The 12,004-nt window shown below is 69.1% G+C and carries 9 protein-coding genes; 3 read left to right on the forward strand and 6 right to left on the reverse strand.

The genetic code is table 11. The features are described from left to right. Positions 1-37 precede the first annotated feature (37 nt). Together mmsB and mmsA are read right to left on the reverse strand one after the other, a co-directional pair. Positions 38-1,336, reverse strand: a complete 1,299-nt coding sequence (gene mmsB / locus AQJ66_RS25310) for a multiple monosaccharide ABC transporter permease (RefSeq protein ID WP_061926589.1) — start codon at positions 1,334-1,336, stop codon at positions 38-40. Next, a complete protein-coding gene (gene mmsA / locus AQJ66_RS25315) occupies positions 1,333-2,853 on the reverse strand; it encodes a multiple monosaccharide ABC transporter ATP-binding protein (RefSeq protein ID WP_061926669.1) in 1,521 nt (506 codons plus the stop codon). The genes mmsB and mmsA overlap by 4 nt, the downstream gene beginning before the upstream one ends. A gap of 232 nt (positions 2,854-3,085) precedes the next feature. Here mmsA and AQJ66_RS25320 point away from each other — a divergent pair, with 232 nt between their 5' ends. From AQJ66_RS25320 to AQJ66_RS25330, 3 genes are all read left to right on the forward strand, one after another. Then, positions 3,086-4,327 carry an ROK family transcriptional regulator gene (locus AQJ66_RS25320; protein ID WP_061926591.1) on the forward strand — a complete coding sequence of 414 codons (1,242 nt, stop codon included), beginning with the start codon at positions 3,086-3,088 and terminating at the stop codon, positions 4,325-4,327. 97 nt (positions 4,328-4,424) lie between these two features. Further along, positions 4,425-4,742, forward strand: coding sequence for an ArsR/SmtB family transcription factor (locus AQJ66_RS25325; protein ID WP_061926593.1), 318 nt, complete (start codon positions 4,425-4,427; stop codon positions 4,740-4,742). Further along, entirely contained in the window at positions 4,735-5,148 is a 414-nt protein-coding gene (locus AQJ66_RS25330) for an SRPBCC family protein (RefSeq protein ID WP_061926595.1), read from the forward strand. The genes AQJ66_RS25325 and AQJ66_RS25330 overlap by 8 nt, the downstream gene beginning before the upstream one ends. 374 nt (positions 5,149-5,522) lie before the next feature. On the opposite strand, the gene AQJ66_RS25335 is transcribed toward AQJ66_RS25330, so the two are convergent. The 4 genes from AQJ66_RS25335 to AQJ66_RS25345 form a co-directional block, all read right to left on the reverse strand. Then, the gene (locus AQJ66_RS25335; RefSeq protein ID WP_244162935.1) at positions 5,523-8,885 is read right to left on the reverse strand and encodes a GH92 family glycosyl hydrolase; all 3,363 of its coding nucleotides are present in this window, start codon (positions 8,883-8,885) and stop codon (positions 5,523-5,525) included. A 343-nt stretch (positions 8,886-9,228) separates the two neighbouring features. Then, positions 9,229-9,507, reverse strand: a complete 279-nt coding sequence (locus AQJ66_RS39045) for a hypothetical protein (RefSeq protein ID WP_159052637.1) — start codon at positions 9,505-9,507, stop codon at positions 9,229-9,231. A gap of 196 nt (positions 9,508-9,703) precedes the next feature. Next, the gene (locus AQJ66_RS25340; protein ID WP_061926599.1) at positions 9,704-10,465 is read right to left on the reverse strand and encodes a pirin family protein; all 762 of its coding nucleotides are present in this window, start codon (positions 10,463-10,465) and stop codon (positions 9,704-9,706) included. A gap of 553 nt (positions 10,466-11,018) precedes the next feature. Then, positions 11,019-11,870, reverse strand: coding sequence for a class I SAM-dependent methyltransferase (locus AQJ66_RS25345; RefSeq protein WP_061926601.1), 852 nt, complete (start codon positions 11,868-11,870; stop codon positions 11,019-11,021). Positions 11,871-12,004 lie beyond the last annotated feature (134 nt).

Below are 12,004 nucleotides of genomic sequence, written 5' to 3' on the forward strand. Positions count from 1 at the left end.
CAGGCCCGACAGCCGGGCCACGAGCAGGAACGCGCGGTCAGCCCGCAATCGGTGCCTTGCCGGGCTCGGATGCCGCGCCCGGCGGGGCCGTCGGCGCGTCCGGTTGCTCCCGGCGGAACGGACGCATCAGCGTTCCGGTGATCGAGAAGCGGCCCTGGCTCTTGCTGTAGACGTCGAACGCTACGGCGAGGAGAAGGACCAGGCCCTTGATGACCTGGACCATGTCGGAACCGACGCCCTCCAGTTGCAGCCCGTTGTTGAGGAGAGCCATGACGAGGCCGCCGACGATCGAGCCGCTGATGGTGCCGAGGCCGCCGGAGACGGCCGCGCCGCCGATGAAGACCGCGGCGATGGCGTCGAGCTCCCAGCTCAGGCCGTCCTGTGGTCCGGAGGCCGCGGACCGCGCCACGAAGATCATGCCGGCCAGAGCGGCCAGTACCGACATGTTCATCATGACGAAGAAGTTGACCCGCTTGAGCTTCACACCCGACAGTTCGGCCGCGCGGGCGTTGCCGCCGACGGCGTAGATGCGGCGGCCGCCGACGGTGTTGCGGGTGTAGAACGAGTATGCGAGCACCAGGGCGATCAGGATGATGCCGGAGATGGGCAGGCTGGTGCCGACGCGACCGCCGGCGAAGCGCAGGGTCGCGAAGACGATGACGGCCAGCATCACCGCCAGGCGGATCACCGTGACCCAGATCGGCGCCACATCCGCGTTCATCTCCCGCCGGGTCTGCCGCGCCCTCCACTCGCGCCACACCATGCCTGCGCAGGCGGCCAGACCGAGCAGCAGGGTCAGGTTGTTGTACCCGGTGTCCGGACCGACCTCGGGCAGGTAGCCCGCGCCGATCGTGCGGAAACCCTCGGGGACCGGCACCGTGTCGGCGTTGCCGATGTACTGGTTGCCGCCCCGGAAGAGCATCATCCCGGCGAGGGTGACGATGAACGCGGGCACTCCCACGTACGCGACCCAGAACCCCTGCCACGCGCCGATCAGCGCACCCACGAGGAGGCCGAGCGCGATGCCGAGGGGCCATGGGAGCGAGTGCTCCTGCATCACCTTGGCGACCACGATGCCGGTGAACGCCGCGACCGAACCGACCGAGAGGTCGATGTGCCCCGCGACGATCACCATCAGCATGCCGATGGCGAGGATCAGGATGTAGGAGTACTGGCTGACCACCGCGATGAGGTTGCCGGAGGTGAGGGTGAGGCCGCCGGTCCACGCCTGGAACAGCAGGACGATCGCCACGAGCGTGAAGATCATGCCGAACTGGCGGACGTTGGAGGTGGTGCCTCCGAAGAGGTTCTTCTGCAGGTCTTGTACGCGGCTCATGAGGCAGGGCTCTTCTTCTTGGCGGTCATCTTCTTCATCAGCAGTTCCGGATCGGCGTCGCGGCGTGTCACTTCACCGGTGATCGAGCCTTCGAACACCGTGTAGATGCGGTCGCACAGCCCTATCAGCTCGGGCAGCTCCGAGGAGATGACGACGACGCCCTTGCCCTGGCCGACGAGCCGCTGGATGATCCCGTAGATCTCGTACTTGGCGCCCACGTCGATGCCGCGGGTGGGCTCGTCGAGGATCAGCAGGTCCGGGTCGGTGAACATCCACTTCGCCAGGACGACCTTCTGCTGGTTTCCGCCCGAGAGCTTCGCGACCTGCTCGTCGACGCTGGGAGTCTTGATCCGCAGGCTCTTGCGGTAGTCCTCGGCGACGCGGTGCTCGCGCACCGGATCGATCACGCCGCGCCTGGAGATCTTCGACGGTTTGGCGGCCACCATGGACGTCTTGATGTCGTCCAGCAGGTTGAGGCCGATCGACTTGCGGTCCTCACTGACGTAGGCGAGGCCGTGCCGGATGGCGTCCGCCACCGACTTCAGCTGGATCTCCTTGCCGTCCTTGAAGACCCGGCCGGACAGCCAGGTGCCGTAGGACCGGCCGAACAGGCTCATCGCAAGCTCGGTGCGCCCGGCTCCCATGAGACCGGCGAAGCCGACGATCTCGCCGCGGCGCACGTGGAAGTCCGCGCCCTTGCACACCAGCCTTTCGTCGGAACTCGGGTGCCGCACCGTCCAGTCACGGACCTCGAAGAAGACCTCCCCGATCGCGGGAGTGTGTTCGGGAAACCGGCTGCTGAGCTCGCGGCCGACCATGCCGCGCACGATGCGGTCCTCGTTGACGCCGTCGGCTTTCACGTCAAGGCTCTCGATGGTGCGGCCGTCGCGCAGGATCGTGATGGTGTCGGCGATCGCCTCGATCTCGTTGAGCTTGTGCGAGATGATGATCGAGGTGATGCCCCGGTCCCGGAACCCGCGCAGCAGATCGAGCAGGTGCCGGGAGTCGTCCTCGTTGAGTGCCGCGGTCGGCTCGTCGAGGATGAGCAGCTGCACATCCTTCGCGAAGGCCTTGGCGATCTCCACGAGTTGTTGTTTGCCGACGCCGATGTCCTTGATCAGCGTGTCGGGGTCCTCCCGGAGGCCGACACGCTCCATCAGCTCCAGGGCCCGGCGCTGGGCGGCCTGCCAGTCGATGGCGCCACGCCTGCGGGGTTCGTTGCCGAGGAAGATGTTCTCGGTGATCGACATGCCGGGCACCAGGGCGAGCTCCTGGTGGATGATGACGATGCCGGCCTGCTCGCTGGCCCGGATGTCACCGAACCGCACCTGTTCGCCCCGGTAGACGATCTCACCCGAGTAACTCCCGTGCGGGTGCACGCCACTCAGCACCTTCATCAGGGTGGACTTGCCCGCGCCGTTCTCTCCGCAGATCGCGTGGATCTCCCCCTCCCGTACCACCAGGTTGACGTCGGTGAGTGCCTTGACACCGGGGAAGGTCTTGGAGATCGAGCGCATTTCCAGCAGGGGCGCGACCTGCCTCACTGGCGGAGCTCCGCACCGCGAAGGTGGTAGCCACTGCCGGGCTCCGGGACTCGGGGTATACGGCGGTTCTTCGACATCAGCTTGCCTCCGATGGCGCTGCGCGATGCTTCGCGTCCGGACTGTCAGCCGGGAATGTAAATCCATTTGTTTTACTAGGTCAACGGCTGTGACAGTATGGTTATCCGGGCAGGAAGAGAGGGCCGGTGTGCGGCGCGCAGGAACGAATCTCCCCAAGGTCGGTCGCTACAACCAGGCCGTTGTACTCGACCAGATCCAGCTTGCCGACGGCATCAGCCGCGTGGAGATCGCCCAGCTCACCGGCCTGACCCCGCAGACGGTCTCCGGCATCGTGCGCCGCCTTCTGGACGAGGGCATCGTGCGTGAGGACGGCGCCAGCCGGATCTCCAGTGGAGGCAAACCCCGCACCCTCCTCAGGCTCAACGCGGACGCGGGCAACGCGGTCGGACTGCACTTCGACCCCGTCGAGCTCACCTGCACGGTGGTCGACCTCCTGGGCCGGCCGCTGGTCGTCAAGAGGCAGCCGACGCCCCTGGGGGCCGAGCCTTCCCAGGTCGTCAAGACCATGGCCGAGCTGATCGCCGACGTACTGGCCGAAGCCGGCGTCCCGCGCGGCAAGGTGCTCGGTCTCGGCCTCGCCACGCCGGGACCCATCGACCAGGAGCGCGGCATGGTCGTCGCGCCGCCCCAGCTCGCGCACTGGACCCGGGTGCCGGTGCAGAGGATGCTCAGCGACGCCACAGACCTGCCGGTGACCCTGGACAACGACGCCACCGCTGCCGCCGTCGGCGAGCGCTGGTCCGGCGCGGGCAAGGGGGTGGCGAACTTCGCCTACTTGTTCTTCGGCACCGGCGTCGGTGGCGGCCTGGTCCTCAACCACCAGGTCTACAGGGGCGGTTCCTTCAACGCCGGGGAGTTCGGCCACTCGTCGGTGCTGCCCGACGGCCCGGAGTGCTACTGCGGCAACCGGGGCTGCCTGGAGAGGCTCGTCAACCCCTCCGCCATCGTGGCCGAGGTTCACCGCAGGCTCGCCGCAGGGCCCGGCGGGGGGATGCTGTCGCAAGCGTTCGAGCAGGATCCGGCATCCGTGGACCACCGGGCGATCCTGCTGGCCGCCGCGGCCGGCGACCCCGTGGCCGCCGCGGTCATCGACGAGGCCGCCGAACACGTCGCCTCACTGGCGGTCAGCATCGTGAACTTCATCGACGTCGACCTCATCGTCCTCGGCGGTCACGGCATCCAGCACGTGGAGTCCCGGTTCGTCGACGCCGTGGCCTCCGCCCTGGCCACCCGACCGCTGTCCCGGGCGATCCGCGTGGTCCAGGTCGAGGCGTCTCCGCTCGGGACGGACGCCGCGGTGGTGGGCGGCGCGGCTCTGGTGCTGCACGCCACCTACTCCCCGCAGCTGTCGGCGCTGCTCGCGGACTGATGCTCGCCGGGAGACCCGGCGGTAAGTCGTTTTCGACTGCGATCGCGATGCCGGCCAGCCGTTGACGCGTCGGAAATCTCCGACGTATCGTTGCGGCGTGCCAACCGACGTGTTCGGCGTGCTGGCGAGTCCGGTGCGCCGCAAGCTGCTGGAAAGCCTGCGTGACGGCCCGCGGGCCACGGGCGATCTGGCCCGTCTCTTTCAGCTGGGGCGCCCGGCGGTCTCCGAACACCTGGCGGTGCTGCGGTCCGCCGGCCTGGTACGCGAGGAGCCCCGCGGCAGGCAACGGTTCTACCACCTGGAACCGGCCAGGCTCGCCGAGGTCGGCGAATGGCTGCATCCGTTTGAGCACTACTGGAAGCAGCGACTGCAAACGCTGGCCGACGTACTGGACGAGGAGAACACCCATGACTGAGCCCACCGCGATCCACAGCGAGCAGTACCTCGCCCACCCGCCCGCCAGCGTCTGGAAAGCACTGACCGATCCCGAACTCCACGCCCGCTGGTGGGTTCCGGGGGACATCAAGCCGATCGTCGGCCACCGTTTCACCCTCGACATGGGCGACTGGGGCGTCCAGCCATGCCAGGTGACCGCAGTCGAGCCCGAGCGTCTGCTCGCCTACCGGTTCGCGGAGGGATCGCTGGACACCACCATCACCTGGCGTCTCGAGCCGGAGGGCGAGGGAACCCGTCTTCTGCTCGATCACACCGGCTTCGACCTCGACTCCCCCATGGGCAAGCATGCCTACCACGGGATGAGTGAGGGTTGGCCGCACGTCCTCGGTCGCATCGACGCGGTCCTTGACGATCCCACTGCCTGAACCTCGCACTCCAAGGCCGACTTGATGGGTGCCGGCCCCACCTGCCGGCAGGCTTGGCTGCTCACCCCTGAACCACAAGTCCTGCCCTGAGCGTGCCTGGGCCACGGTCCGTGCAACGGCGAGGGAGAACGGGCGGTGAGGTAGGCGGCGCCATCACGGCGGGCGAGTTTGCCCGCCGTGGCGGCAGCCGGTTCGCCGGCGTGCGCCCGGACGATGATGGACATCGGCGGACACACCAAGCCAGGGGAACCAGTGGCAGTGCACCTAGGACAGTCGCAGGCGGACACGGCCGGGAGACCGCACCCGGCCGGGCCGGTTCCCGGGCCGCGCCCCGGAACCGGCCGCCGTGGTGAGCGCCTGTCGTGCGATGCCTCTCACTGGCCGAAGCCGTAGGTGAACAGGTGGTCGGTGCCCGACGAGCCCGTCACCGGCAGCGTGATCGACGCCACCTGCTTGGAGGGATCCAGCGGGACCTTCGTGGCGAAGACGTAGGTCTTGACGTTGTCCCGGCCCCCGCTTCCGGTGTTCCGGTAAGCCGTCGTGACGGCCGTCGTGTCACCCGCGAGCGGCTTGCTCGACCCTCCGTTGAGCGTCCAGTCCGAGAAGCCGACCGTCGCCTTCGAGGCGGTGCCGTCGGTGTAGGTGACGGTCACCGTGCCCGAGACCCCGCTGCCGTCGGTCGGCGCGTCGGTCGCCGCGCCCAGCAGACCCAGCGACGCGCCCGACGTGCCCGCCGGCATGGCGATGGTCTGGCCGGCCATCTCCAGGTTGTCCAGCTGACCGGACGACACCGCAGGCCACTTGTAGGAAACACCGTCGACCGTGAGGGTGGAGCCGCTGGTCACGCCCGCCGCCGACAGCGCGTTCTGGGAGAGTGCCCAACCGCCGCCGTCGAAGCCGCCCGAGAACTTCGCACCGTCGGGGTAGACGCCCTCGTTGGTGTCGTACGGCCACAGCGCACCGGGCTTGGCCACGGCCACGCGGAGGGTCGCCCCGCTCAGCGCCGCACCGGTGCTGTGGTCGGTCAACGCGAAGGTGACCGGGAACGTGCCCTCGTTGTCGCCCGCCGTCACGTGAACCTTCGCCTCGGCGGTGCCCGAGGCGGGCACCGTCAGGGAGCCGGACACCGTGTCCAGCGTGACGCCGGAGGGTACCGTCGCCTTCCAGTCGACCGTGACGGTCTTGGCGCCGAGGTTGGTCACGTCGAGCGTGCCGTCACCGGACGCACCCGGCTGCAGCACCAGGCCGTCGCTGGAGGGACCGGTCGCGGCCAGCACCCGGTCGCCGCCCGTGGTGTCCGACGGCGGCACCGCCGACGGGCCCGACGCCCAGGACGTGTCGGGCCGGGTGCCCAGGGTGAAGTCGACCGTGCCCGCGCCCTCGAGCTGCTGGTACGTCAGCCACGAGGTCTTCCACTCCTTGCCCTTGACGTGGAGCGACTGCACGTACGGCGCGTTCGGCGCTGCCTGCGGCGCGTTGATGCGCACCGTCCCGCCGTTGCCGAAGTCCACCTCGGCCACCGGAAAGACCGGGCTGCCCAGCACCAGGGTGTCCGCGCCCGGCGTCTCCGGATACATGCCGAGCTCGGACCAGACGTACCAAGAACTCATCGCGCCGAGGTCGTCGTTGCCGAACGAACCGACGGGAGCGTTGAAGTACAGCTTCTGCTGGGCCTCGCGGACGGCCCTCTGGGTCTTCCACGGCCGGCCCGTGTAGTCGTACTCCCAGGGGATCTCCACGCTGGGCTCGTTGCTCAGGTCGGCGTCGGTGTTGCCGGGGTCGGTGATGTCGTCGAGCAGGCTGTCCAGGAAGGACGAGTACGCCTTGGCACCGCCGCGCGCCTGGATGAGCTGTCCGAGGTTGAACGGGACCATGGGCGTGTACTGGGCGGAGGTGCCCTCCACGAAGCCGTTGGAGGTGCCCGGGGTGAAACCGCCCGCGAACTGACCGTCCTTGTTCTTGGCCTGCAGGTAGCCGGTCTGCGGGTTGAAGACGTTCATCCAGTCCTGGGCGCGGGTGGCGAACTTCTTGTAGACGGCCGTATTGCCCAGCGACTTCGCGAAGGTGGCGAGGGCGTAGTCGGCGGAGTCGTACTCCAGCTGCGTGGAGACCGGGCCGTAGAAGTTGCAGCAGCCGTAGCCGTTCTCGTCCAGCGGGAGGTAGCCCTTGGCGTCTCGCACCAGCTCGCCGGGGCGGTCGTTGTTCGGGACGGTGGCCTCGTGCTGCAGGGCGGCGAGCGCCTTGTCCGTGTCGAAGCCGGTCGCGCCGAAGGCGTAGGCGCCGGCGATGATGCCGGCGGCCGGGTCGCCGACCATCACGTAGCTCTCGCCGTTGTTCGAGGCCCACTTGGGCAGCAGGCCTGTCTGGTCGTAGCCGTTGAGCATCGAGGTGACCACGTCGTCGGCGACCTTGGGCTCGACCATCGCCATCAGCTGGGTCTGGGAACGGTAGGTGTCCCAGCCGGAGTAGTTGGCGTACTGGGCCCTCTGCCCCTTGGTCAGCTTGTGGACCTGGTTGTCCATGCCCATGTACCGGCCGTTGTGGTCCGAGAAGACGTTCGGGTGCAGCAGCGCGTGATAGAGCGCGGTGTAGAACTGCACCTGCTGGTCAGGAGACCCGCCGCCGATCCGGATCTTGTTCAGCACCGCGTTCCAGGCGTCGTGGTTCGCCTGCTCGACGGCGTCGAAGTTCCAGTTCCTGATCTCGGTGGCGAGGTTGTCCGCCGCGCCTGCGTCGCTCGTGTACGAGATGCCGACCTTCGCGCTCACGGTCGGGTCCGACGAGGTGTCGAAGGTCAGATACATGCCATTCGCGCCCGTCGTGGGGGGCTGGGCCACCTTGCCGCCGGTGGACGAGCGGGACACCGCGCCCGGGCCCGGGGTTGGGTTCGGGTTCGGGGAAGGTGTGCCGGAGGCCGTGTCACCGCTCTCGTGGATCGTCGGGGACGGCCTCGCCGGGACGGTGAAGTGCTTTTCTCTCAGCGGGGCCGACCTGCGGGCCGGCGAGGTCGGCCGGATCTTGCCCGCCTTCAGCGACGTGGCACCAGGATCGATGGTGCTGCCGACCCAGGTGCCGCTCGCGGTGAACGGCTGGTCGAACTTGACGTCGAAGTGCAGCGTGTACCTGTTCTTGGCGCCGCAGAAGTGACCGCTGTCGATCGCGCCTCTGATCTCCTTGCGGTTCACGACCTGGACGCGGGTTCCGTCCACCTGCGTGGCGCCCCCGCTCAGCTTGAACAACAGGTTCGCCTGCCGGCCCGCGGGGAAGGTGAAGGTGCCCAGGCCGGCGCGGGTGGTGTCGGTCAGCTCGGTCTTGACCCCGCCAGCGTCGGTGACCTTGTAGTACCCGATGCCGGCCCGCTCGTCGTGGTGGCTGAAGCCGACGGATGTGTTGCCGAGGTTGCCCGACAGCGCGCCGGTCACCGGCAGGACGGGCAGGTCCCCCGCGACGGGGCAGCCGGGTCCCGAAAGGTGGGTCAGGCTGAAGCCGGAGATCTTGTTGTCCTTGTACTCGTATCCGCCACCGTCGGCGCGGTGGGGCGTGGTGTCGGGACCCCACTGCACCATGCCGGCCGGCATGTCGGGACCGGGAAAGGTGTCCACCGCACCGGAGGTGCCGATGAGGGGGTTGACGAGGGATGCCGGGTCCTGCACGAAGGCCGGCGTCGTGGCGCTCGCGGCATGGGCGCTCCCGATCGCCGGAAGCGGGAGGACGGCCATGCCCAGGACGCAGACCACGGCCAAGCGTTGACGGAATGTCTTTCGGTCGAGTGGCGCAGCTAAACCTCGGGGTCTCACCATCGGTTGCCTCCGCAGCGGTCAGTGCTTCGCACATCAGGTGCCGACACGCCGAAGACCCCGGAACGCCGGCGACAGGCAACAGCTCCGGTCGCTCTCACGACCTGACAACGTTGCCATGCACGAGTGTCGAGTGAAACGCCTGTGCCGACGGCATGTCAACGAGCACAACCGGCCTTTCTGAGCGCTAAGTTCACCGACGGGCAGGTTCGGCGCCACCACCGCGAGCAGCCGCGTTCCGCGCACAGCGCAGGGTCCGCGCGCGGCGCCGCAACCCGTGCTCTCAATTGCCTTTCGGTTGAGGGCCGTTGTTGAGGGGTCTTGTTGCGGATACGCCCGGCCTACCGCCCACCGACACGGGGATCACGCCCTTGTGCGTGCCTGCCTGGTCCCTGAACTTCACAGGAACCGGTCCGGCGCTCATGAGGAAGCCCCGTTCCCCGGACGAGAGCGCGGTGAAATGCCGGCGCACCGCGCCCTCGAGCTTCCATGCCCGCTCGTGCAGCCGTTGGGCGAAGCGAGCAGGTGCGGCCTCACCGACGGCCTCGGGTGTCCAGATCACACCTTCGACATTCGACGGGCATGACCAAGGCAGGCGCGGCGCGCCGCACGCGTGCACACTCAGCGGGCCCTACGGTCGCCGCCCGTCCGTCGGCGCTCGCTTGCCACCTGCGCTCCCCGCCTGGAAACGGCGACCTGCACGGCCGGTGATCGACCGTGCAGGTCGGCTCTGCGGAGCGGCGTGCGTGTCAGCGTGGTCAGCTGACGGGGATGGCGGCGTTCATCTCCCACATCAGGACCTCGGCGCCGTCGGGGCCTGCGGTGATGCGCCGACCCTCCGCGCCGGTGATCCGGACCGTGTCGCCGGTGGCCAGGGCTCCGGCGCCCTCCAGTTCGGCTCCGCCGCGGGCGACGAAGAGGTGGGCGAAGGGAGCGGTGACGGTCTGGAGGGTCTCGTCGGGGCGGATACGAGCCACGTGCAGGGCGGCGTGCCTCTGGCGGATGCCGATGGCGCGCTGGTGGGCGTGCTGCGGCATGCCGGAGGCGAGGGTGGTCCAGCCGCCGAGGGCGAGTTCGTCGTTGATGTCGAGCTGCTCGTAGCCGGGCTTGATGCCGGCCTCGTCGGGGATGACCCACATCTGGATGAAGTGGACCGGGTTCTGGTGGGCCGGCTCGCCCGTGAGGGTCCAGGAGTCGTTCTTCTCGCTGTGGAGGATGCCGGTGCCGGCGCTCATCCGCTGGGCGAGGCCGGGGTAGATCACTCCGTTGTGGCCTTCGGAGTCCTGGTGGACGAGGCCGCCGTCGAGGACCCAGGTGATGATCTCCATGTCCCTGTGGGGGTGGGTCTCGAAGCCGGTGCCAGGGGCGACGACGTCGTCATTGGAGACCAGCAGGAGCCCGAAGTGGGTGTTCTTGGGGTCCCAGTGATGCGAGAAGGAGAAGGAGTGCCGGGAGTCGAGCCAGCCGGCGCGGGTGTGGAAGCGCTCGTTGGCACGTCGCACGTCGACGAGAGAGGCCATGGGGACGTCCTTGCTGTCTGCGCGGCCGGGGGACCGCCTGCCATTTAGTTGAATGTTATACAACATGGCGGCTCCGGCTATTCCCGTCACCCGGTGGGGCTCGGCCACGCGGCCGTGCTGTCACAGCAGGGCATGCAGTCCTGGGAGCGGTGGGCACCGACGCAGTGGTGGTCGGTGAGCGGCTGCCGCGTCTGTCATCCCCCACGCGTCGTCCCCGGCTCGGCAGGCGCGGCTTCGGCAACCGCTCCTGGGGGCGCAGCCGGGTCACGGTGCTCGCAGGAACTCACGTGTGTCTGTCACGGCAGCATGCTGGCAGAACGCGCTGACAGGCCATCGCGGCCGTCTCTCCCCGCCCCTCGTGCGTGATCGCGGGACCATCCCCGCCGGCGCGAGGAGCACATCGCGGCCCTGCGGGTCGCGGCCCCGTTGTCGGGGCCATCCCCGCGGGCGCGGCACGGGAGTGCGCGCACGACCCGCCGGCCGCGCATGCACCTGGCTCCCCTCATCAGGCCGGTCCCCTTGGAATCGCTCATCTGGGGAACCGGTACGCGCTCTACCGGCGGACCGCCGAGATCAGTCCGCCGGGCCGCTCCTCGTGCTGCGGCGGGGTGCTGATCGGGCGGCCGTAGGCGGCAGCGCGCTCGCGCAGGGTGTGGCTGTCGGCCTCCCAGCCGTGGCCGGCCAGCCAGCCCACCGGGTCGTCAGGCGTCTCCGAGAGCCACATGGACGCCGCCGATCCCGGGGCGGCGTCCGCACCGAAGCGCTCGATCACGCCGCGCGAGCCCAAGGTCAGCCCCATCCAACTGCCTGCTGCCGACTGTGCACTGATCCGGGCCAGCAGCAGCTCCACCGCGTCCTCGGGCAGATAGATCAGCAGTCCTTCGGCGATCCACGCGGTCGGCACCGCCGGGTCGTGCCCTGCGGCGGCCAGCGCACGTGGCCAGTCCTCGCGCAGGTCCACCGCGACGGTGATCCGCTCGCAGCGTGCGACGGCCCGCTCCTGGCGCAGCACCGAAGCCTTGAACTCCAGTGGCGCGGCGGTGTCGACCTCGAACAGCCGGGTGCCCTCGGGCCAGTCCATCCGGAAGGCCCGGCTGTCCATGCCGGCGCCGAGCAGCACGACCTGCCGGACCCCGGACGCGGAGGCCTGCTGCAGCAGGTCGTCGAGGAACTTCGTCCTGATGACGATGGAGAACGACACGGCCAGCCGGCGGCGTTGCGCGGCCTCGTCGTCGGGCAGCGGCGGCGAGGAGGGCCACAGACCGCCGGCGGTGGCGAAGGCCTGTGCCAGCGGGTCGCGGAACAGCGCGTTCTCGCGCTCGGTCTCCAGCGCCCGCACCCTGGCCACCCCCACCGCCGTGGCCCAGACTCCCGACGGCCGCACCCGCTCCTGCTCATCAGTCACCGCGCCAGCCTAGACGAACGAATCCAGGAGGACCTGATGAGTTGAGCCAGGTTTCCGCGCGGCCGGCCGGGCATGCGCGCACTGACCGACTACGGCCACTGAACCCGTTGGGGTGGCGCAGACACGGAACGGCC

It is taken from the genome of Streptomyces bungoensis (assembly GCF_001514215.1).
GTDB classification, from domain to species: Bacteria; Actinomycetota; Actinomycetes; order Streptomycetales; family Streptomycetaceae; genus Streptomyces; species Streptomyces bungoensis.

Bases quoted from the DNA above. Each gene is read 5' to 3' on its own strand.
- mmsB (WP_061926589.1), bottom strand. From the start codon at position 1,336: ATGAGCCGCGTACAAGACCTGCAGAAGAACCTCTTCGGAGGCACCACC.
- mmsA (WP_061926669.1), bottom strand. From the start codon at position 2,853: ATGCGCTCGATCTCCAAGACCTTCCCCGGTGTCAAGGCACTCACCGAC.
- AQJ66_RS25330 (WP_061926595.1), top strand. From the start codon at position 4,735: ATGACTGAGCCCACCGCGATCCACAGCGAGCAGTACCTCGCCCACCCG.
- AQJ66_RS25340 (WP_061926599.1), bottom strand. From the start codon at position 10,465: ATGGCCTCTCTCGTCGACGTGCGACGTGCCAACGAGCGCTTCCACACC.